The following is a 19,614-nucleotide window of genomic DNA, read 5'->3' on the forward strand; positions in this document are numbered from 1 at the left end:
TACCCGCCTAGTGGGCGAGGATCTTCGAGAGGAAGTCTTTCGCTCTCGGTGACTGGGGGTTGCCGAAGAACTGCTCGGGGGCCGCCTCTTCCTCGATGCGGCCGTCGGCCATGAAGAGCACGCGGTCGGCGGCCTTGCGGGCGAAGCCCATCTCGTGGGTGACGACGATCATCGTCATGCCGTCTTTGGCGAGCCCGACCATGACGTCGAGCACCTCGTTGATCATCTCGGGGTCGAGCGCACTCGTCGGCTCGTCGAGCAGGATGAGCTTCGGCTCCATCGCGAGCGAGCGGGCGATGGCCACGCGCTGCTGCTGACCGCCCGAGAGCTGCGCCGGCAGCTTCTTCGCCTGGTTGGCGACACCCACGCGCTCGAGCAGGGTCATGGCGCGCGCCTCGGCGTCGCGCCGGGAGAGCCCGCGCACCTTCATCGGCGCGAGCGTGACGTTCTCGAGCACCGTCTTGTGCGCGAACAGGTTGAACGACTGGAACACCATGCCCACGTCGGCGCGCAGCGTCGCGAGCTCGCGACCCTCGCTCGGTAGCACGGTGCCGTCGATGGTGATCGTGCCCGAGTCGATGGTCTCGAGCCGGTTGATGGCCCGGCAGAAGGTGGACTTGCCGGAGCCGGACGGACCGATCACCACGACGACCTCGCCGCGGGCGACGGTGGTCGAGATGTCTTTCAGGACGTGCAGCTCACCGAAGTGCTTGTCGATGCGGTCGATCACGACGAGCGGGCCGTCGGCTCCGTCTGACACTCGAACAGGGGTATCGGCGGAACTCATGCTGAACACCCAACCACACCCGTTCAGGGGGGTGCAACGAGCAACCCGCTTCTGTAACCGAAGCGAAACATGCTCAGGAGCGGAGGGCGAAGGCGCTCTCGTAGAGGCACACCGACGCGGCGGTGGCGAGGTTCAATGATTCGGCCTGGCCGTAGATCGGCAGCGAGACGGCGCGGTCGACGGCGGCGAGGTCGTCGTCGGTGAGGCCTCTCGCCTCGTTGCCGAAGACCCAGGCGGTGGGCTTCGCGAGCAGGCCGGCAGTGCGCACGTCGAGCAGGTCGTCGCCCTTGATGTCGGCCGCGAGGGCCTGCAGGCCGGCCTCTCGGGCCCGGCTCAGCACGTCGTCGAGGGTCGCCTCGACGGCGACCGGGAGGTGGAACAGCGAGCCCGTCGTCGACCGCACCACCTTGGGGTTGTACAGGTCGACCGAGCGCCCCGTGAGAATCACGGCGTCGGCCCCGGCGGCGTCGGCGGCCCGGATGATCGTGCCGGCGTTGCCCGGGTCACGCACCTCCTCGAGCACCGCCACGAGCCGCGGCCCGGCCGCGAAGATGTCTTTCACGGCCGTGGGGAACTGGCGGCAGACCGCCACGAAGCCCTGCGGGGTGACCGTGTCGGCCATCGCGTCGAGCACCGGCTCGGTGACGAACTCGACCTCGATCTCGGCCTCGGAGGCCCGGCGGGCGATGTCGCCGTGGCGCTCGAGCGCCGTGGGGGTCGCGAACAGGTCGATCACGAGGTGCGGCGCGAACGTCAGCGCCTCGGCCACGGCCTGCGGACCCTCCAAGAGGAAGAGCCCGGTCTCGGACCGGGCTCCCTTCTTGGCGAGTTTCGCCACAGCCCGAACGCGCGGTGATCGCGGATTGTCGAGCATGCGGCTGACTCTCTTCTGTTGTGTTTCGTGCAGCGGCCGAAGCTACGCGGCGGTCTTCGGAGCCGAGGTGTCGGCGGGAAGAGCGGCCTTGGCGCTCGCGACGATGGCCGCGAAGGTGGCGGGCTCGTTCACGGCCAGCTCGGCCAGAATGCGGCGGTCGACCTCGATGCCGGCCAGGGCGAGACCCTGGATGAGGCGGTTGTAGGTCAGGCCGTTCGCACGGGACGCGGCGTTGATGCGCTGGATCCACAGGCGGCGGAAGTCGCCCTTGCGCGCACGGCGGTCACGGTACGAGTAGACGAGGGAGTGGGTGACCTGCTCCTTGGCCTTGCGGTACAGACGCGACCGCTGACCGCGGTAGCCCTCGGCGCGCTCGAGGATGACCCGACGCTTCTTGTGGGCGTTGACAGCCCTCTTCACTCTTGCCATTGCTCTTCTTCTTTCTGGTCTAGGTCGGCTGCTGCAGCGGGGGCTACAGGCCGAGAAGCTTCTTGGCGACCTTGGTGTCGGCCTTGGACAGCACCTGGTCCTTATTCAGGCGAGCCTTGCGCCCGGGAGCCTTGACCTCCAGGTTGTGGCGCATACCGGCCTGCTGCTTCATGATCTTGCCGCTGCCGGTGACCTTGAAACGCTTCTTGGCACCGGAGTGCGTCTTCTGCTTGGGCATGGTTCTCCTTGTGTGTTCGGGCTTGTCGCGGCCGTGGCGGCCGGCTGGGATTACTGCTCGGCCGAGGTGGCCGGAGCTGCCGGCTCGTCGCCGGGGTTCGTGGGGGCAGGCTCGTCGCCGGGCTGCTCGTGGGCGCGGGCCTTGTTCGCGTCGCGCTTGGCGTTCTGCTCGGCTTTGGCCTCTGACTTGTTCTTCAGCGGGCCGATGACCATCACCATGTTGCGGCCGTCGATGGTCGGGGTCGACTCGACGGTGCCGAACTCGGAGACGTCTTCCGCGAAGCGCTGCAGCAGACGGACGCCCTGGTCGGGGCGCGACTGCTCACGGCCGCGGAAGAGGATCATCGCCTTGACCTTGTCGCCCGCCTTGAGGAAGCCCTCGGCGCGCTTGCGCTTGGTCTCGTAGTCGTGCACGTCGATCTTCAGGCGGAAGCGCACCTCTTTGAGGATGGTGTTCGCCTGGTTGCGGCGGGCCTCCTTGGCCTTCTGCGCGGCTTCGTACTTGAACTTTCCGTAGTCCATGATCTTCGCGACCGGGGGCTTGGAGTTGGGTGCGACCTCGACGAGGTCGAGGTCTGCCTCCTGGGCGAGCCGAAGCGCGACGTCGATGCTGACGACGCCGACCTGCTCGCCACCGGGGCCCACGAGGCGGACCTCGGGGACACGGATACGGTCGTTGGTACGGGGATCGCTGATGCGTTGCTCCTTAGTTTCGTGTGTGGGCGAAAGCCAGGAACCACGCGCGCTCGCGAATTCTCATTCGCATCACGGCACGTCACACCCTGTCTTCCCGCCGGAACGGGAGGGGTGTGCAGACCCGGTAACCTGATGAAGCGGTATGCGCGGGTGGGAGATTCTCCACTTTCGTACTGGGGCCGATGACCCCAGAGCCTCGGAGAGTCTAGCAGAGACTCGACCCCAACAGTAAGGACCTCTTCGCGATGAGCGATTCCAGCCACTTCGACGACAGTTCAGATGCCATCCGCGATATCGCGGAGGTGCCGGCCGTCGAGGTCATCACGACCACCGCGGTGCACCTCATGAGCGCGGCCGCCGTGAAGTGCGGCCTGGCCGACGACCCCGATCTGGAGCTCGACCTCGACGAGGCCCGCAAGCTCATCACCGCTCTCGCCGGGTTGGTCACGGCGTCCGCGCCGTTCCTCGGCGACCAGCACGCCCGGAGCCTGCGGGACGGTCTCCGCTCGCTGCAGCTGGCGTTCCGCGAGGCGTCCGCCGTGCCCGACGCGATCGGCGAGGGCCCGGGCGAGAAGTACACCGGCCCGGTCAGCTGACTTCGGCGTCAAGACGTCCGTCGGTCATCCGGCGGCGGTCGGTCATCCGGCGGCGGTCAGGCGCACCCCGAGCGAGTCGACGCGCTCCGCGATGAGCGGATGCTCGGCCCAGCGCTGCTGCAGCCGGGACGTCAGCGCGCCGAGCGCCGCCTGGTCGAGACCGGGGAGCAGGGCGAGCGCGACCACGACGTCGTGCCCGAGCATCCGGTAGCCCGGATCGCCCGGCACGAGTCGCAGGGCCGCCACCGAGGGCTCGTCGGCGATGCTCGCCTCGAAGGCGGCCACCACCTCGGGGTCGTCGACCGCCGGGCGCCACGGCGTGCTGCGGGCGATCGCCCAGACCGCCGGGCGGCGCAGCACGAACTCGGTGTCCGAGCCCGGGTCGACGACGATCAGCTCGGTGCCCTCGGCGACGGCCGCCAGGGCCGCCCGGGGTGCGGCGACCGGGATCGGGCGGGCCGTCGGGTTCCACGCGCTCAGTGCCGCCACCGAGGTGAAGGCGGGGAGCACCGTGCGACCGCCGGGGCCGGCCACCGTGACGAGCGACAGCTCCTGCGTCTTGTCGACGCGCAGACCCGCCTCCGTCACGCCCTCGTCGCCGGCATGGGCCACGAGCGGGACGAGCAGGCGCACCTCGCGCACGGCGTCGACCACCGCATCCGGTGCCCCCTCGCCCGCGCGGAACGCCTGGAGCGCCGCGAGGAGTGCGGGCGGAGCCGTGCCGTCGTCGTCGCTCGGGGCGCCGTGGGACTCGAAGTGCCGCCCCTGCCAGGGCTGCCCCGCCGAGTCGGCGAGGTGCGCGGGCAGGGCCCGGCCGGGCACGCCGTCGTCAGTCAGAAGCCACGTCCAGCGCCTCGGCGAGCGTGAAGGCGCCCGAGTAGAGGGCGCGGCCGACGATGGCGCCCTCGAGGCCGAGGGGCACGAGGGCCCGCAGCTCGACGAGGTCGTCGAGGCTCGAGATGCCCCCCGAGGCGATCACGGGGCGGGAGGTGCGCTCCATCACCTGGCGCAGGAGATCGACGTTCGGGCCCTTCAGCGTGCCGTCCTTTGTGACGTCGGTGACGACGTACCGGGCGCAGCCGGCCTCCTCGAGGCGGTCCATGACCTGCCACAGGTCGCCGCCGTCCTGCGTCCAGCCGCGGGCGGCCAGCGTCGTGCCGCGCACGTCGAGGCCGACCGCGACGGCGTCGCCGTACTGCGCGATGACGCTCGCGGCCCACTCGGGGTTCTCGAGGGCGGCCGTGCCGAGGTTGATGCGCTTGGCGCCCGACTCCAGCGCGGTCTCGAGGCTCTCGTCGTCGCGGATGCCCCCCGAGACCTCGACGTTCACACCCTTGGCCTGGCGGATGACCTTCTTGATCACGCCGAGGTTGCTGCCGCGGCCGAAGGCGGCGTCGAGGTCGACCAGGTGGATCCACTCGGCGCCCTGTGAGACCCAGTCGACGGCCGCGTCGACCGGGTCGCCGTGGAAGGTCTCGGTGCCCGCTTCGCCCTGGGTGAGTCGTACGGCCTTGCCGCCCGAGACGTCGACGGCGGGCAGCAGCACGAGGGCCGGCGCCTTGTTGAACTCGCTCATGAGATGTCCTTGCTGGGTGCGGTGGGGTGGATGCCCCCCGCGATCGTAGCGACTCGGGCGGCCGGCGGCGAAACGGGAGCCGCGCATCCGCTCGTCTGAGACCGCCGGCGTCTCGGGGTCGTCAGCGGCGGAGCGAGGCGATCCAGTTCTGCAGCAGGCGGATGCCCGCGTCGCCCGACTTCTCGGGGTGGAACTGGGTGGCCGAGAGCGGGCCGTTCTCGACCGCCGCGATGAAGCGGCCGCCGTGGTCGGCCCAGGTGACCTGCGCCGGGCGGCGCTTGGGGTCGGGGTCGATGTGCCAGTCCTGCGCGGCGTAGGAGTGCACGAAGTAGAAGCGCTCGTCGCGGATGCCGTCGAAGAGCACGGACTCCTCGGGGGCGTCGACGGTGTTCCAGCCCATGTGCGGCACGACCTCGGCCTTCAGCGGCTCCACGACACCCGGCCACTCGCCGAGCCCCTCGGTGTCGACGCCGCGCTCGATGCCGTCGGCGAACATCACCTGCATGCCGACGCAGATGCCGAGCACGGGGCGCCCACCGGCGAGGCGGCGATCGATGACCTCTCCCCCGCGCACGGCGGTGAGCTGGTCCATCACCGCGCTGAAGGCACCCACGCCCGGGACGAGGAGGCCGTCGGCGTCCATCGCCTTCTGCCGGTCGCCCGTGACGGTCACGTCGGCTCCGGCGCGTTCGAGGGCCTTGGCCGCCGAGTGGATGTTCCCGCTGCCGTAGTCGAGCACGACGACGCCGGGGCGGCCCTTCGTGCTCACAGCGCGCCCTTCGTCGAGGGGATGCCCTGGACGAGCGGGTCGAGGGCCTTGGCCTGGCGGAACGCGCGGGCGAAGGCCTTGAACTCGGCCTCGGCGATGTGGTGCGGGTCGCGCCCGCCGAGCACGGTGACGTGCACGGTGAGTCCCGCGTTGAACGTGATGGCCTCGAAGACGTGGCGCACCATGGAGCCGGTGAAGTGACCGCCGATGAGGTGGTACTCGAAGCCGGCCGGCTCGCCGGAGTGCACCAGGAACGGTCGGCCCGAGATGTCGACGACGGCCTGCACGAGGGCCTCGTCGAGCGGCACGAGGGCGTCGCCGAAGCGCGAGATTCCGGCCTTGTCGCCGAGTGCCTGGCGGATGGCCTGGCCGAGCAGGATGCCCGTGTCCTCCACCGTGTGGTGGACGTCGATGTGGGTGTCGCCCGTGGCGCGCACCGTGAGGTCGGTGAGGGAGTGCTTCGCGAAGGCGGTGAGCAGGTGGTCGTAGAACGGCACCGAGGTCTGGATGTCGGAGACGCCGGTGCCGTCGAGGTCGAGCGAGAGCTCGATCGAGGACTCGCTCGTCTCGCGCTGCAGGCGGGCGGTGCGGGGTGCGGTCATACCCTCTATCGTACCGAGGTGGCCGCGGGGCCGGGCCCGCTCGGGCTCGCGCCCCTGCCGGCCCCCTCGTGGGTCAGGCCCGGGGCGGGGTGAGCTCGCGCATCGCATCGAGGAACGCCGTGGTCTCGGCCGAGGTGCCGGCGCTCACCCGCAGGTGTCCCGGGATGCTCAGGTTGCGGATGATGATGCCGCGGTCGAGCAGCTGCTGCCAGAGCGTCTCGGGGTCGTCGACGCCGCCGAAGAGCACGAAGTTCGCCGCCGTCGGCCAGGGCGAGTAGCCGAGCTCGCCGAGCTCGGCGACCATGCGGTCGCGCTGCGCCTTGATGTCGTCGACCATGGCGAGCATCTCGGGGGCGTGCGCGAGCGCGGCGACGGCGGCCGCCTGGGTCAGCGCCGACAGATGGTAGGGCAGGCGGACGAGTCGCAGCGCATCCGTCACCGCTGGGTCGGCGGCCAGGTAGCCGAGGCGGGCGCCCGCGAAGGCGAAGGCCTTGCTCATGGTGCGGGAGACGATCAGGCGGGGGCGGCCCTCGAGCAGGGAGAGCGCGGTGGGCTCGCCGGCCGGGGCGAACTCGGCGTAGGCCTCGTCGACCACGACGATGCCGTCGAAGGCGTCGTAGGCCGCGCGGATGGTGTCGAGGCCGAGGGCAGTGCCGGTGGGGTTGTTGGGGGCGCAGAAGAAGACGATGTCGGGGGTGGTCTTCTGGATCCACTCGACCGCCGTGGAGGGCGAGATGAGGAAGCCCGGGTCGCGGTCGCCCGCGATCCAGTCGGTGCCGGTGCCCTTGGCGATGATGGAGTGCATCGAGTACGTGGGCGGGAAGCCGAGCACGGAGCGGCCGGGGCCGCCGAAGGCCATGAGGATCTGCTGCAGGATCTCGTTGGAGCCGTTCGCCGCCCAGATGTGCTCGCGGGTGATGCCCGAGCCCGGCTCGGTGCCCTCGAGGTAGCCGGCGAGGGACTCACGGAGGGCGGTGAACTCGCGGTCGGGGTAGCGGTTGACCGTGATGAGCTCGCGGGCGATCGACTCGATGATGTCGCGGGCGACGTCTTCGGGGATCGGGTGGGTGTTCTCGTTGACGTTCAGCTCGACCGGCAGGTGCAGGTGCGGGGCGCCGTACGGCTCGAGACCGCGGAGGTCGTCGCGGATGGGCAGCTCGTCGAGGGAGGTCACCCCGGAATTCTACCGATCCGGCACCGGGGCATCGCCCTGCGCGGCGTGGTCGCTGCTAGTCGGCGATGTCGGCCGGGACGGCGATGCGCTGGCCCGGCTGCACCGAGGAGGTGGGCAGCTGGTTGAGGCTGCGGATCTCGGCGATGACGTCGCGCGGGTCGGACTCGGGTGCGATCGTCTCGGCGATGCTCCAGAGCGACTGGCCGGCCTGCACCGTCAGGTAGTCGAACTCGGTGGTGACCGAGGAGCCCGTGGCGACCGCCGAGCCACCCGCGGCGAGGGCCGCGACGCTGAGCGCGGCGACGATCGGTGCGGCGACCACGGCAGCGAGGACCTTGCGGCCCCGCGCGGTGATGCGCAGGTGGGTGCTGGGGGTGGTGCTCACGTTCGCTGCTGCGATGCTCATGATTCCTCCTGAGGGTTCGCACCGACGGTCGGCCGGGACCGCCGGTGCGAAGTTATGTTCCGAATCTATATTCGAATCTGGTTCCGGTCAAGTGGCGATCTTCACCGGAATCGGCGACACACTCGAACACAGATGCGTTTTCGAGCAGTTCTCGGATACAGTTTCGATCGACAGCTGAATCACATCACCAACCACCGACATCGGTGGAGGAAGCGCAGGCGAACGTGGCGAACGACACCGGCCGCACCAGACGGCGCAAGAGTCTGAGCGACAAGCAGCTCGCCATCCTCGACGTCATCCAGCGCTCGGTGGTGTCGCGGGGCTACCCGCCGAGCATGCGCGAGATCGGCGACGCCGTGGGCCTCGCCTCCCTCTCGAGCGTCACCCACCAGCTCAACCAGCTCGAGCTCTCGGGCTACCTCCGGCGCGACCCGAACCGGCCGCGCGCGATGGAGGTGCTCATCGACGTGCCGTCGCTCGACGACTCGCCGTCACCCGACGCCGACTCCGCTCCCCCCGTGGGCGATGCCACCCTGGTGCCGCTGGTCGGCCGCATCGCCGCGGGCATCCCGATCACGGCCGAGCAGCAGGTCGACGAGGTGTTCCCCCTCCCCCGCCAGCTGGTGGGCAACGGCGACCTCTTCATGCTGAAGGTCGTCGGCGAGTCGATGATCGACGCGGCCATCTGCGACGGCGACTGGGTCGTGATCCGCCAGCAGAACACGGCCGAGAACGGCGACATCGTGGCGGCCATGCTCGACGAGGAGGCCACCGTGAAGGTCTTCCGCCAGCGCGACGGCCACACCTGGCTGCTCCCCCGCAACAGCAACTTCGAGCCCATCCTCGGCGACTACGCCACGGTGCTCGGCAAGGTCGTCGCGGTCCTCCGCACCGTCTGACCTCTCGTGAGGTAGGCGCGTAGTAAGCTTTCCTCATGAACGCGCGATTGTCCGCTCAGCTTCGGACGGGCGGCTCGGTCGTCCATTCCCTGCAGAGCGAGGTGGTGCTCGTCACCGCCGCGAGGCGTGGCGTGCTGTCCGCCGAGATGATCGAGTGCTGCCGCGGCGTGGTAACCGAGACGTGTGAGGGTTTCGGCGCCCGTGCGAGTCAGTTCGACGGTGCCGCTGACGCCATCCGCTTCGCCGTCGACCACCCGGTCTGGGTCTCGCTCGACCGGCTGGTGCAGACGGTGCGCGCCGCGACGAGCCGCGAGCTGGTGCGCCGATTCGATACGGCCGTCACCGCCGTGCTCTGGCACGGCAGCGTCTGGTCGTCGTCGGAGTTCATCGCGACCGTCACCTGTACCCCCGGCGCCGCCGACGACTTCCTCCGCAATCAGCGCCGCGGAAACTCGTGACCCGCAGGCGCCCCCGTCCCTCCTGCGCGAGTGGGCATCTCTGGCGCCGAAACCGGGAGGGTGGCGCCGAAAGTGACCACTCGGCGTGAGCGGAGGAGGGTCAGGCGGGGGTGGCGACGCGGGTGCGGACGCGGTTCGTGGCCTCGATGACGTTCTTGAGGGACTCGACGGTCTCGTCGTAGCCGCGGGTCTTGAGGCCGCAGTCGGGGTTGACCCAGAGCTGGCGCTCGGGCACCGCACTCAGTGCCTTCTCGAGCAGTTCCGTGACCTCGTCGACGCTCGGCACGCGCGGCGAGTGGATGTCGTAGACGCCCGGGCCGACTCCGTGGTCGAAGCCCGAGGACTCGATGTCGTGCACGACGTCCATGCGCGAGCGCGCCGCCTCGATCGACGTCACGTCGGCATCGAGCTCGCGGATCGCGTCGATGACGACGCCGAACTCCGAGTAGCAGAGGTGCGTGTGGATCTGCGTCTCCGACCGCACACCGGCGGTCGCCAGCTTGAACGACCCGACCGACCAGTCGAGGTACGAGGGCTGGTCCCGCTGCTTCAACGGCAGCAGCTCCCGCAGCGCCGGCTCGTCGACCTGCACGATGCCGATGCCGGCCGCCTCGAGGTCGGCGATCTCGTCGCGGAGCGCGAATGCCACCTGCCGCGCGGTCTCCCCCAGCGGCTGGTCGTCGCGCACGAACGACCAGGCGAGGATCGTCACCGGCCCGGTCAGCATGCCCTTGACGGGCTTCGGGGTGAGCGACTGCGTGTACACCGACCAGTCCACCGTGATCGGCGCCGGCCGAGAGACGTCGCCCCAGAGGATCGACGGTCGCGTACAGCGGCTGCCGTAGGACTGCACCCAGCCGTTCTCGGTCACCGCGAAGCCGTCGAGGTTCTCGGCGAAGTACTGCACCATGTCGTTCCGCTCCGGCTCGCCGTGCACGAGCACGTCGAGGCCGATCTCCTCCTGCAGTTCCACGACGCGGCGGATCTCGGCACGCATCAGCTCGGTGTACTCCTCCGCACTCAGCTCGCCCTTGACGAAGCGGGCGCGGGCGCGGCGGATGTCGCCGGTCTGCGGGAACGAGCCGATCGTCGTGGTGGGCAGGAACGGGAGGCCGAGGGCCGCCTCCTGGGCTTCGAGTCGATCCGCGTAGGCCGCGCGGGCGAAGTCGCCCTCGGTCAGCGCCGCCTCGCGGAGGCGCACGTCGCCGTCGCGGACGCCCGGTGCCGCCAGACGGTCGGCGAGAGCATCCGTCGCCGCGTCGAGCTCGGACTGGATGGCCACCCGCCCGCCGCTCAGACCGTGCGCCAGGGTGGCGATCTGCTGCACCTTCTGGTCGGCGAAGGCGAGCCAGGAGACCAGGCGCGGGTCGAGCTTGGACTCGTCGGTGACGTCGTGCGGCAGGTGCTGCAGCGAGGTCGACGAGGAGACCGAGACGTTGAAGGTGAGGGTGCCGAGGGCCTCGAGCTTGTCGTAGGCGGCGGCGAGGTCGCCGCGCCAGATGTTGTGGCCGTCGACGACACCGCCGACGAGAACGGTCTCGCCGAGGTGCTCGACGTGTGTCGGGAGCGAACCCCGCACGAGATCGAGGCCGATCGCCTCGACACCCGAGTCGACGAGCACCGGCAGGGCGTCGTCGAGGCTGTTGTAGGCGGCGGCCACGAAGATCGAGGGGCGCTCCCCCGCGGTGAGTGCGGCATAGGCGAGGCGGGTCGCCTCGAGCGTGGTCGCGCGGTCGACGTCGATGCTCTCGCTGACGAGGGCGGACTCGTCGAGCTGCACCCACTCGGCCCCCGCATCCGCCAGCTTCGCGAGCAGCTCGGCGTACACCGGCAGCAGCTCCTCGAGGCGGTCGAGCGGCCGGAAGCCCTCGGGGGCGTCGTCGCTCGGCTTGCTGAGGAGCAGCAGCGTGACCGGCCCGACGATCGACGGGCGGGTGAGGTAGCCTTCGGCCTTCGCCTCGAGGAACTCGTCGAGCAGGCGGTCGCTCGCCAGCGAGAACACGGTGGACGGGCCGATCTCGGGCACGAGGTAGTGGTAGTTCGTGTCGAACCACTTCGTCATCTCGAGCGGGGCCCGGGCGCCCTCGCCGCGCGCCACCGTGAAGTAGCCGGCGAGGTCGATGCGTCCGTCGTCGCCCACGAGGTCGGCGAAGCGGGTCGGGATCGCCCCGACCGTCACGGCCGCGTCGAGCACCTGGTCGTAGAACGAGAAGCTCTCGGGGATCGAGGAGTCGCTCTGTCCGAGGCCGAGCTCGACGAGGCGGGCCCGCGTGGCCGAGCGCAGCCCGGCGGCCGTGGTCTCGAGCTCGGCGGCGTCGATGCGGCCGGCCCAGAAGGCCTCCACCGCCTTCTTGAGTTCACGCCGGCGCCCGATGCGGGGGTAGCCGAGGATGGTGCCGGCGGGGAACGAGGTCTGATTCGTCATGCGTATTCCTTGATCGAGGGTGAGACGAGGCCGCATTCGCGGAGCACCCCGAGGGCGGCCTCGTGCTGGTTGAACGTGTAGAGGTGGAGCGAGGGGGCGCCGCCCGCGAGAACGGCACGGGCGAGGCGGGTGGCGTGCTCGACGCCGATCTCGCGGCGGGCGAGCTCGTCGGGAGCGTCTTCGAGACCGGTGAGCAGAGCGGTGGGCACGGTCTCGCCCGAGAGCTCGGCCACCCGGCGCAGGCGTGCCGCGCTGGTGACCGGCATGATGCCCGGGATGATCGGCATCGTCACCCCCGCCGACCGCGCCCGGGCGACGAACCCGAGGTAGTCGTCGGCCTCGAAGAAGAGCTGGGTGACCGCGAAGTCGGCCCCGGCCACCTGCTTGGCCAGCAGGGCGTCGACGTCGTCGAAACCCGAGCGGTTGCGCGGATGCCCGTTCGGGAAGGCCGCGACCGAGACCTCGAGCTTCTGCCGCTTGGGCTCCACGCGGCTCGTCCCGGGCAGCCCCGGGAGTCCGACCTCGGTGTACGGCACCCGTTCGGCCTGCACCCGGTGGATCAGCTGGACCAGCTCGCTGGCGCTGGCCAGGTCGCCCAGCTCGATCTCGTCCTCGGGCACCCCGGCCGGCGGATCGCCCCGCAGGGCGAGGAAGCTGGTCACCCCCGCCTCGATGAACTCGCGGATGACGACGGCCGCCTGCGCGTGCGAGTTGCCGACGCAGGTGAGGTGGGCCAGCGCCCGCGCCGAGGTGGTGCGGTGGATGTGGCGCAGCAGGTCGAGCGAGGAGTCGCGGCTCGTGCCGTTCGCTCCGTAGGTGACCGAGATGAACTGCGGGCCCACCGCGGCGAGTTCGCGAACGGTCGCCCGCACCGCCACGGCCGACGCCTCGGAGCGCGGCGGGAACAGTTCGAACGAGAACCCGGTCATCTACTCTCTCCCTCCGTTCGCACGCACGACTGACGGCGATCGCGGGCGGGTGCCGGGCTCGGCTGTCGCACCATGAGCCACGCGGTGCGGCTGACGATGGGTCGACTCTAGGAGAGGCGCGGAGCCGCAGGAAGCGTTGTGACGCACTATGACGACGGATGCCCGGACACGCGCATGCCCGGGAACGACGGATGCGCAGGAACGACGGATGCCCCGGGCCGCGGTGGGCCCGGGGCATCCGGCAGCGGGCATCCGCTGTTCGTCGAGATCTCAGCGACCCCACGGTGTTCGCGTCAGCGCGCGAACTCGACCAGGCGCTCCTCGAACTCGGGGTTCACCAGGGCGCGCACGTGGGTGCCTCCCTCTTCGTAGTCGGTGCTCAGCACCGTGTTCTTCTCGTGCAGCAGGGTGACGACGTCACCGCGCTCGTAGGGCACCAGCAGGTCGACCTCGACGCTCGGCCGCGGCAGGATCGCGTCGAGCGCCGCGAGCAGCTCGGGGATGCCCTCGCCGGTGCGGGCCGAGACGAAGACCGCCGTCGGCTCGAGACCGCGCAGCACGAGCCGGTCGTCGTCGCTGACCAGGTCGGCCTTGTTGAACACGACGATCTCGGGGATGCCCCGCGCACCGGCCTCGCCCATGACGTCGCGCACCGTGGTGATCTGGCTCGCGGGGTCGGGGTGGGAGCCGTCGACGACATGCACCACCACGTCGGAGTCGGCCACCTCCTCGAGGGTCGACCGGAACGCCTCGACCAGCTGGTGCGGCAGCGCCCGCACGAATCCGACGGTGTCGGCGATCGTGTAGGGGCGGCCGTCTTCGGTCACGTTCTTGCGCACGGTGGCGTCGAGGGTCGCGAACAGCGAGTTCTCGACCAGCACGCCCGCACTGGTGATGCGGTTCAGCAGCGAGGACTTGCCGGCGTTGGTGTACCCGGCGATCGCCACGCTCGGCACCGCGTTGCGCTTGCGGTTGGCGCGCTTGGCGTCGCGGGCCGGCTTCATCTCCTTGATCTGCTTGCGCAGCTTCGCCATACGGGTGTGGATGCGGCGTCGATCGAGCTCGATCTTCGTCTCACCCGGGCCGCGCGAGCCCATTCCGGCGCCCGCGCCACCCACCTGGCCACCGGCCTGGCGCGACATCGAATCACCCCAGCCGCGAAGACGCGGCAGCAGGTACTCGAGCTGGGCGAGCTCGACCTGAGCCTTGCCCTCCCGGCTCTTGGCGTGCTGGCTGAAGATGTCGAGGATGACGGCGGTGCGGTCGATGACCTTGACCTTCACCACGTCTTCGAGCGCACGCCGCTGGCTGGGGGCCAGCTCGGTGTCGGCGATGACGGTGTCGGCACCGAGGTTGGCGACGATCATCCGCAGCTCGTCGGCCTTGCCCTTGCCGAAGTAGGTGCTGGGGTCGGGATGCGGCCGGCGCTGCAGGAGGCCGTCGAGCACGACGGCTCCGGCGGTCTCGGCCAGCGCGGCGAGCTCGCGCAGCGAGTTCTCGGCGTCGCTCAGGGTGCCCTGCGAGTAGACGCCGATGATGACGACGTTCTCGAGCCGCAGCTGCCGGTACTCGACCTCCGTGACGTCTTCGAGCTCGGTGGAGAGCCCGGCGACGCGCCGGAGCGACTGACGGTCTTCGCGGTCGAACTGGTCGCCGTCGTAGCTCGAGCCCTCGCGCTCACCCGTGGTGGCGGGACGCTGGAGAGCCTGGGCCGAGCCCTGCTCGAAGAGCGAGTAGCCGCTCGAGCGCTGCTCGGCACCGGCGAGCACCCGGGCGACGGCGGCGTCGCTCTCGGTGGTGTTCTCTGTGATCTCGTGGTCTGACATTGGCGTCAAGACTAGTCTCCTTGTTTGCTAGATTCCCTCTATGGATGGCGAGCACTACTTCTCTGCGCAGCCCGCGGGGGAGCTGTCGCTCCGCGAGATGACGGTCACGCTGGCCGGGTCGGATCACCGCCTCACGACGGCATCGGGCATCTTCAGCCCGGATCGGATCGACACCGGTACCCAGGTGCTGCTCGCGAACGTGCCTCACCCACCGCCCGGGGGGAATCTTCTCGATCTCGGGTGCGGTTGGGGGCCGATCGCGCTCACACTGGCCCTGGAATCACCGCGTTCGACGGTGTGGGCCGTGGATGTCAACGAGCGTGCTCTGGATCTGGTTCGTCGTAATGCTCACATCATGGGTCTCGATAATGTCAACGCCGTGCGGCCCGAGGATGTTCCCGACGACGTGCGATTCATGACGATCTGGTCGAATCCGCCCATCCGGGTCGGCAAGGAGGCGCTGCACTCGATGCTGCGGCAGTGGCTGCCGCGGCTCGAGCCCGGCACCGAGGCGTGGCTCGTGGTGCAGAAGAACCTGGGGTCGGATTCGCTGCAGCGGTGGATGGACGGGGAGTTCCCCGAGCTGACCGTGCAGCGGGAGGCGACGAGCAAGGCGTTCCGGGTGCTGCGGGCGCGGATGCGCGGGTAGCGTTCGGGCGCTCTCGGGCACGCGGGCCGTTGCCGGCGGGCGAGCGGTCGCCCGGCTGGTCGCGCGCTAGGCGATCGCCAGGTCGCCCTCGTAGACGAGCTCGGCCGGGCCCGACAGCGCCACGTGCTCGCCGTCCTCCGCGGGGAACATGCGCACGCCCACCACGCCTCCGGGCACGGTGACGTTCCAGTGGTTCGGTGCGCCCTGGCCGGCCCAGTGGCGGGTGGCGAGGGCTGCCGCGGCCGCGCCCGTTCCGCAGCTGAGCGTCTCGCCGCTGCCTCGCTCGTGCACGCGCATCCGGATGTGGCCGACCGCGTCGCGCACCAGAGGGTCGGCGGGCACGACGAACTCGACGTTGGCGCCGTCGACCGGTGTCGGTTCGAGGTGCGGGATGAAGGCGAGGTCGGCCGAGTCGAGCTCCTCGTCGTCGGCGAGGGCGACCACCACGTGCGGGTTGCCCACGTTGATGCCGAGACCGGGGCGGGCGACCTGGAGGTTCTTGGCGCGCACGAGGGGCTCGCCGCCGTCGAGCGACCAGCGGCCGAGGTCGACCTGGAAGCCGAGGGCATTCAGCTGCACGTCGCGCACGCCGGCGCGGGTTCCGATGACGAGGGTCTCGCCGGGGGCCAGCGTGGTGAGGCCGTTGTCGATGAGGTAGCGGGTGTAGACGCGGATGCCGTTGCCGCACATCTCGGAGAGCGAGCCGTCGGCGTTGTGGTAGTCCATGAACCACTCGGCGGCCGGGTCTTCGGCGAGGGCCGCCGCCCCGGCGTCGAGGCTCGCCGAGCGCACCGCGCGGATGACCCCGTCGGCACCGACACCGAAGTGACGGTCGCAGATGGCGGCGATCTGGGCGGGGGTGAGGTCGATCTCGCCCTCGGGGTCGGTGAAGAGCACGAAGTCGTTGCCCGTGCCCTGACCCTTGGTGAAGTGCAACTCGGCTGGCATCTGCTCAGTCTAGGGCGGCGGGGTGGGCGGGCGGATGCTCGGCGGGGCGTGCGGGCAGGGCGGGCGGATGCTCGGCGGCGCGGTCGGCGGGCTACGCCTCGGCCACGGAGCCGACGGCGGCCTCGAGCGCATCCGGGTCGAGGGCGTCGACGTCGAGGGCGTTCGGGTAGCGCTTGAACCAGCTCACCTGGCGGCGGGCGTAGCGGCGGGTGAGGGCCTGCGCCTCAGCGATCGCGTCCGCCTCGGGCGTCGTACCGTCGTGCTGGGCGAGGGCCTGGGCGTAGCCGATGGCCCGGGATGCGGTGACACCGTCGCGGAGGCCCCGCTGCACCAGCCCGGCGACCTCGTCGACGAGTCCCGCGGCCCACATGCGCTCGACCCGGGCGTCGAGCCGCTCGACGAGGTGCTCACGCGGTATGCCGAGCCGCACGATCGAGGCCTCACGCCAGAGCACCGGCTCCTCAGGGAGCGTGCCCGACACGGGTTCGCCGGTCAGCTCGACGACCTCGAGTGCCCGCACGATGCGGCGTCCGTTGAACTGCCCGATCGACGCCGCCGCGGCCGGGTCGATCGCCTTGAGGCGATCGTAGAGCGCCCGCACTCCCCCGAGTTCGAGCTCGGCCTCCAGCCGGGCGCGAACCGCCTCGTCGCGGGCCGGGAAGCGGAAGTCGTAGAGCACCGACGAGACGTAAAGCCCGGATCCGCCGACGAGGATCGCCGTGCCGCCGCGCCCGGCGATGTCGTCGACGGCGGCGCGCGCGGCCGGCTGGTAGGCGGCGACGGAGGCCTCGTCGGTGACGTCGAGCACGTCGAGGAGGTGGTGCGGCACTCCGCGGCGCTCGTGCAGCGGCAGCTTGGCGGTGCCGATGTCCATGCCGCGGTAGAGCTGCATCGCGTCGGCGTTGACGACCTCGGCGAACCCGCCCCGCGCGGCGATGCGCTCGGCGATCGCCAGCGAGAGCTCGGACTTGCCGGTGCCGGTGGCGCCGACGACGGCGATCACGGCCGGTCTGCCCGCCTGCGGCTCAGGCACGACGATCGCCGTCTTCGCGCTCGGTTGCCACTCCTACCCGCGCAGATCGTCGGTGGGGCTGTAGATCGGGACGGTGGCGACCCCGTGCCCCGGAAAGCTCAGTCGGGCATCCGGAACCCCGATGCGGAGGGTCGGCAGGCCGAGCGAGACGGGGCGGACCCCGTCGGTCGGGCCACCCGTCGCCGGGACACCGCAGGACTCGGCCTCGGCACGGTCCCAGGCGTCACCCGCGCGGGTGCGGCGCACCGCGAGCGGCGCTCCGTCGGTGTCGGCGATGAGGTGGAACGGCGCGGCCTGCGTGATCGTGACCGAGACGACGTCGCCGGGGCGCGGGCGCTCGGAGCCCTCGGGCACCTCGAAGTGGACGAGGCGGCTGTCCTCTGCGCGTCCGCTCAGGCGGTTGGTCGCCTGGTCTTTGCGGCCCTCGCCGTTCGCCACGAGCACGTTGACGCGGCGGCCGATCAGGCGGCGGTTCTCGTCGAGGCTGATGCCCTCCTGCAGCGCGACCAGTCGTTCGTAGCGCTCCTGCACGACCTCATGCGGCACCTGGTCGGGCAGGGTGGCCGCCGGGGTGCCCGGGCGGATGGAGTACTGGAAAGTGAACGCCGAGGCGAAGCGGGCGGCCTCCACCACGCGCATCGTCTCGAGGAAGTCCTCCTCGGTCTCGCCGGGGAAGCCGACGATGATGTCGGTCGAGATGGCCGCGTTCGGGATCTTCTCGCGCACCCGATCGAGGATGCCGAGGAACTTCGCCGAGCGGTACGAGCGCTTCATCGCACGGAGGATACGGTCGGACCCCGACTGCAGCGGCATGTGCAGCTGCGGCATGACGTTCGGTGTCTCGGCCATCGCGTCGATCACGTCGTCGGTGAACGCCGCCGGGTGGGGGCTGGTGAAGCGGATGCGCTCGAGCCCCGGGATGGTTCCGGCCGCCCGCAGCAGCTTGCCGAAGGCGAGACGGTCGCCGAACTCCACCCCGTAGGAGTTCACGTTCTGGCCGAGCAGCGTGACCTCGATGGCGCCGTCGTCGACGAGCGACTGGATCTCGGCCAGCACCTCGCCCGGGCGCCGATCCTTCTCCTTGCCGCGGAGCGCCGGCACGATGCAGAAGGTGCAGGTGTTGTTGCAGCCGACCGAGATCGACACCCAGCCGCTGTACGTGGATTCGCGCTTGGTCGGGAGGGTCGAGGGGAACGTCTCGAGGGACTCGAGGATCTCGATCTCGGCCGAGTCGTTGTGCCGGGCCCGCTCGAGCAGGCTCGGCAGGGCGCCCATGTTGTGGGTACCGAAGACGACGTCGACCCAGGGGGCCTTGTCGAGGATGACGTTCTTGTCCTTCTGGGCGAGACAGCCGCCGACGGCGATCTGCATGCCCTCGTGGCGGCGCTTCACCGAGGCCAGGTGGCCGAGGTTGCCGTAGAGCTTGTTGTCGGCGTTCTCGCGCACGGCGCAGGTGTTGATGACCACGACGTCGGCCTCGACGCCCTCGGCCTTGACGTAGCCGGCGGCCTCGAGCGAGCCGCTCAGACGCTCGGAGTCGTGCACGTTCATCTGGCAGCCGAAGGTGCGCACCTCGTAGGTGCGGGCCCGCCCGTCGGCACCGCGGGACGCGGCGGACGCCTCGATGATCGTGGGGGCTTCGCTCACAGTGCTCATGATCGCCCCAGTCTACGAAACCCCGCCCGCCCCCGCCGCCGCCCCACAGGCGGGGGCGTCAGCGGAAGCGGGGGCCGCCGAAGCGTTTGCGGGTGGCGAGGGCGCGGCGGGTGGCCTCGCGGACGATCGTGGAGTTGAAGCCGCGGCGGGTGAGGAAGCCCATCAGGCGGCGCTCGACGGTCTGGTCGTCGTAGGCGCTGAGCTGGCCGACGCGCTTCGTGGCGGCGTCGAGGGCCAGCGAGAACTCGTGGTCGTCGTCGAGGCCCTCGAGAGCGGCCGTGACGAGCTCGCCGGGGATCTTGCGGGCCGACAGCTCCCGCGCGATCGCCCCGCGGCTCTTGTGGTCGCGGTCGGACATGCGCTCGACGAGGGTCTCGGCCAGCGCCGCGTCGTTGAGGTAGCCGAGCTCCTCGTAGCGGGCCACGAGGGTCTCGGCCTCGTCGCTCGACGCTCCCTGCGCCTCGAGCAGGGCCTGCGTCTCTCCGGCGGACAGCTGCCGACGACCGAGCGCCCGCACGACCGTGTCACTGACGCGGGCGAGCCGCTCCTCGTCGGACAGCTGCGGCTCGTCGTCGAAGTCGTCGTCGTCACCGTCGTCGAACGCCGCCGACCTCCGAGAGGGAACGGACCGCATCGATGTCACCG

At 70.6% G+C, this 19,614-nt stretch carries 22 protein-coding genes; 4 read left to right on the forward strand and 18 right to left on the reverse strand.

What is annotated here, in order from left to right:
- Positions 1 to 7: 7 nt before the first annotated feature.
- The 5 genes from NVV95_RS07130 to infC form a co-directional block, all read right to left on the reverse strand.
- Positions 8 to 787, reverse strand: coding sequence for an amino acid ABC transporter ATP-binding protein (locus tag NVV95_RS07130; protein ID WP_259485869.1), 780 nt, complete (start codon positions 785 to 787; stop codon positions 8 to 10).
- Positions 788 to 860: 73 nt separating this feature from the next.
- A complete protein-coding gene (locus NVV95_RS07135; protein ID WP_259485870.1) occupies positions 861 to 1,661 on the reverse strand; it encodes a TrmH family RNA methyltransferase in 801 nt (266 codons plus the stop codon).
- A 42-nt stretch (positions 1,662 to 1,703) separates the two neighbouring features.
- Positions 1,704 to 2,090 carry a 50S ribosomal protein L20 gene (rplT, locus tag NVV95_RS07140; protein WP_259485871.1) on the reverse strand — a complete coding sequence of 129 codons (387 nt, stop codon included), beginning with the start codon at positions 2,088 to 2,090 and terminating at the stop codon, positions 1,704 to 1,706.
- Positions 2,091 to 2,133: 43 nt separating this feature from the next.
- Positions 2,134 to 2,328 carry a 50S ribosomal protein L35 gene (rpmI, locus tag NVV95_RS07145; RefSeq protein ID WP_173183874.1) on the reverse strand — a complete coding sequence of 65 codons (195 nt, stop codon included), beginning with the start codon at positions 2,326 to 2,328 and terminating at the stop codon, positions 2,134 to 2,136.
- A gap of 50 nt (positions 2,329 to 2,378) precedes the next feature.
- Positions 2,379 to 3,023, reverse strand: coding sequence for a translation initiation factor IF-3 (gene infC, locus NVV95_RS07150; protein ID WP_259486454.1), 645 nt, complete (start codon positions 3,021 to 3,023; stop codon positions 2,379 to 2,381).
- A 245-nt stretch (positions 3,024 to 3,268) separates the two neighbouring features.
- On the opposite strand from infC, the gene NVV95_RS07155 reads away from it, so the two are divergent.
- Positions 3,269 to 3,619: a DUF1844 domain-containing protein gene (locus tag NVV95_RS07155; protein ID WP_194678768.1), complete on the forward strand. Its 351-nt coding sequence runs from the start codon at positions 3,269 to 3,271 to the stop codon at positions 3,617 to 3,619.
- Positions 3,620 to 3,661: 42 nt separating this feature from the next.
- Here the strand turns inward: NVV95_RS07155 and NVV95_RS07160 are convergent, their stop codons facing one another.
- The 6 genes from NVV95_RS07160 to NVV95_RS07185 all read right to left on the reverse strand — a co-directional run bounded on the left by NVV95_RS07160 (position 3,662) and on the right by NVV95_RS07185 (position 8,146).
- Positions 3,662 to 4,441 (reverse strand): SseB family protein, encoded by a 780-nt coding sequence (locus NVV95_RS07160; protein WP_259485872.1) that lies wholly within the window; start codon positions 4,439 to 4,441, stop codon positions 3,662 to 3,664.
- A 7-nt stretch (positions 4,442 to 4,448) separates the two neighbouring features.
- Positions 4,449 to 5,195, reverse strand: a complete 747-nt coding sequence (priA, locus tag NVV95_RS07165) for a bifunctional 1-(5-phosphoribosyl)-5-((5-phosphoribosylamino)methylideneamino)imidazole-4-carboxamide isomerase/phosphoribosylanthranilate isomerase PriA (RefSeq protein WP_259485873.1) — start codon at positions 5,193 to 5,195, stop codon at positions 4,449 to 4,451.
- A gap of 121 nt (positions 5,196 to 5,316) precedes the next feature.
- Positions 5,317 to 5,964: an imidazole glycerol phosphate synthase subunit HisH gene (hisH, locus tag NVV95_RS07170; RefSeq protein WP_259485874.1), complete on the reverse strand. Its 648-nt coding sequence runs from the start codon at positions 5,962 to 5,964 to the stop codon at positions 5,317 to 5,319.
- A complete protein-coding gene (gene hisB, locus NVV95_RS07175; protein WP_259485875.1) occupies positions 5,961 to 6,566 on the reverse strand; it encodes an imidazoleglycerol-phosphate dehydratase HisB in 606 nt (201 codons plus the stop codon). Before hisB ends, hisH begins: the two co-directional genes overlap by 4 nt.
- Positions 6,567 to 6,639: 73 nt before the next feature.
- Positions 6,640 to 7,740, reverse strand: a complete 1,101-nt coding sequence (locus NVV95_RS07180) for a histidinol-phosphate transaminase (protein WP_259485876.1) — start codon at positions 7,738 to 7,740, stop codon at positions 6,640 to 6,642.
- Positions 7,741 to 7,795: 55 nt separating this feature from the next.
- Positions 7,796 to 8,146 (reverse strand): LysM peptidoglycan-binding domain-containing protein, encoded by a 351-nt coding sequence (locus NVV95_RS07185; RefSeq protein ID WP_259485877.1) that lies wholly within the window; start codon positions 8,144 to 8,146, stop codon positions 7,796 to 7,798.
- A 224-nt stretch (positions 8,147 to 8,370) separates the two neighbouring features.
- Between NVV95_RS07185 and lexA the strand changes: the two genes are divergently transcribed.
- Complete coding sequence (gene lexA, locus NVV95_RS07190) at positions 8,371 to 9,045, forward strand: transcriptional repressor LexA (protein ID WP_259485878.1); 675 nt, start codon at positions 8,371 to 8,373, stop codon at positions 9,043 to 9,045.
- Positions 9,046 to 9,080: 35 nt separating this feature from the next.
- A complete protein-coding gene (locus NVV95_RS07195; RefSeq protein WP_259485879.1) occupies positions 9,081 to 9,503 on the forward strand; it encodes a transposase in 423 nt (140 codons plus the stop codon).
- 100 nt (positions 9,504 to 9,603) lie between these two features.
- On the opposite strand, the gene metE is transcribed toward NVV95_RS07195, so the two are convergent.
- The 3 genes from metE to hflX all read right to left on the reverse strand — a co-directional run bounded on the left by metE (position 9,604) and on the right by hflX (position 14,683).
- Positions 9,604 to 11,928, reverse strand: a complete 2,325-nt coding sequence (gene metE, locus NVV95_RS07200; RefSeq protein WP_259485880.1) for a 5-methyltetrahydropteroyltriglutamate--homocysteine S-methyltransferase — start codon at positions 11,926 to 11,928, stop codon at positions 9,604 to 9,606.
- On the reverse strand, positions 11,925 to 12,857 hold the full coding sequence (locus NVV95_RS07205; protein ID WP_259485881.1) for a methylenetetrahydrofolate reductase: 933 nt from the start codon (positions 12,855 to 12,857) through the stop codon (positions 11,925 to 11,927). The genes metE and NVV95_RS07205 overlap by 4 nt, the downstream gene beginning before the upstream one ends.
- A 293-nt stretch (positions 12,858 to 13,150) precedes the next feature.
- On the reverse strand, positions 13,151 to 14,683 hold the full coding sequence (gene hflX / locus NVV95_RS07210; protein WP_259485882.1) for a GTPase HflX: 1,533 nt from the start codon (positions 14,681 to 14,683) through the stop codon (positions 13,151 to 13,153).
- 40 nt (positions 14,684 to 14,723) lie between these two features.
- Here hflX and NVV95_RS07215 point away from each other — a divergent pair, with 40 nt between their 5' ends.
- Positions 14,724 to 15,332 carry a class I SAM-dependent methyltransferase gene (locus tag NVV95_RS07215; protein ID WP_259485883.1) on the forward strand — a complete coding sequence of 203 codons (609 nt, stop codon included), beginning with the start codon at positions 14,724 to 14,726 and terminating at the stop codon, positions 15,330 to 15,332.
- 66 nt (positions 15,333 to 15,398) lie between these two features.
- On the opposite strand, the gene dapF is transcribed toward NVV95_RS07215, so the two are convergent.
- From dapF to NVV95_RS07235, 4 genes are all read right to left on the reverse strand, one after another.
- On the reverse strand, positions 15,399 to 16,280 hold the full coding sequence (gene dapF / locus NVV95_RS07220) for a diaminopimelate epimerase (protein ID WP_259485884.1): 882 nt from the start codon (positions 16,278 to 16,280) through the stop codon (positions 15,399 to 15,401).
- Between the two features lie 91 nt (positions 16,281 to 16,371).
- A complete protein-coding gene (gene miaA / locus NVV95_RS07225) occupies positions 16,372 to 17,313 on the reverse strand; it encodes a tRNA (adenosine(37)-N6)-dimethylallyltransferase MiaA (protein ID WP_259485885.1) in 942 nt (313 codons plus the stop codon).
- Positions 17,314 to 17,346: 33 nt separating this feature from the next.
- Entirely contained in the window at positions 17,347 to 18,969 is a 1,623-nt protein-coding gene (gene miaB, locus NVV95_RS07230; RefSeq protein WP_259485886.1) for a tRNA (N6-isopentenyl adenosine(37)-C2)-methylthiotransferase MiaB, read from the reverse strand.
- 58 nt (positions 18,970 to 19,027) lie between these two features.
- Positions 19,028 to 19,603: a regulatory protein RecX gene (locus NVV95_RS07235; RefSeq protein ID WP_259485887.1), complete on the reverse strand. Its 576-nt coding sequence runs from the start codon at positions 19,601 to 19,603 to the stop codon at positions 19,028 to 19,030.
- Between the last annotated feature and the right edge of the window lie 11 nt (positions 19,604 to 19,614).

Source organism: Herbiconiux gentiana, from assembly GCF_024978135.1.
In the GTDB taxonomy this organism is placed as follows: Bacteria; Actinomycetota; Actinomycetes; order Actinomycetales; family Microbacteriaceae; genus Herbiconiux; species Herbiconiux gentiana.

Excerpts from the sequence above, each read along its gene's own strand:
- hflX (WP_259485882.1), bottom strand. The coding sequence starts at position 14,683 with ATGTCAGACCACGAGATCACAGAGAACACCACCGAGAGCGACGCCGCC.
- metE (WP_259485880.1), bottom strand. The coding sequence starts at position 11,928 with ATGACGAATCAGACCTCGTTCCCCGCCGGCACCATCCTCGGCTACCCC.
- dapF (WP_259485884.1), bottom strand. The coding sequence starts at position 16,280 with ATGCCAGCCGAGTTGCACTTCACCAAGGGTCAGGGCACGGGCAACGAC.
- NVV95_RS07135 (WP_259485870.1), bottom strand. The coding sequence starts at position 1,661 with ATGCTCGACAATCCGCGATCACCGCGCGTTCGGGCTGTGGCGAAACTC.
- miaB (WP_259485886.1), bottom strand. The coding sequence starts at position 18,969 with ATGAGCACTGTGAGCGAAGCCCCCACGATCATCGAGGCGTCCGCCGCG.
- NVV95_RS07130 (WP_259485869.1), bottom strand. The coding sequence starts at position 787 with ATGAGTTCCGCCGATACCCCTGTTCGAGTGTCAGACGGAGCCGACGGC.
- NVV95_RS07155 (WP_194678768.1), top strand. The coding sequence starts at position 3,269 with ATGAGCGATTCCAGCCACTTCGACGACAGTTCAGATGCCATCCGCGAT.
- rplT (WP_259485871.1), bottom strand. The coding sequence starts at position 2,090 with ATGGCAAGAGTGAAGAGGGCTGTCAACGCCCACAAGAAGCGTCGGGTC.
- NVV95_RS07235 (WP_259485887.1), bottom strand. The coding sequence starts at position 19,603 with ATGCGGTCCGTTCCCTCTCGGAGGTCGGCGGCGTTCGACGACGGTGAC.
- NVV95_RS07195 (WP_259485879.1), top strand. The coding sequence starts at position 9,081 with ATGAACGCGCGATTGTCCGCTCAGCTTCGGACGGGCGGCTCGGTCGTC.
- NVV95_RS07185 (WP_259485877.1), bottom strand. The coding sequence starts at position 8,146 with ATGAGCATCGCAGCAGCGAACGTGAGCACCACCCCCAGCACCCACCTG.
- hisB (WP_259485875.1), bottom strand. The coding sequence starts at position 6,566 with ATGACCGCACCCCGCACCGCCCGCCTGCAGCGCGAGACGAGCGAGTCC.
- rpmI (WP_173183874.1), bottom strand. The coding sequence starts at position 2,328 with ATGCCCAAGCAGAAGACGCACTCCGGTGCCAAGAAGCGTTTCAAGGTC.
- priA (WP_259485873.1), bottom strand. The coding sequence starts at position 5,195 with ATGAGCGAGTTCAACAAGGCGCCGGCCCTCGTGCTGCTGCCCGCCGTC.
- NVV95_RS07205 (WP_259485881.1), bottom strand. The coding sequence starts at position 12,857 with ATGACCGGGTTCTCGTTCGAACTGTTCCCGCCGCGCTCCGAGGCGTCG.
- NVV95_RS07215 (WP_259485883.1), top strand. The coding sequence starts at position 14,724 with ATGGATGGCGAGCACTACTTCTCTGCGCAGCCCGCGGGGGAGCTGTCG.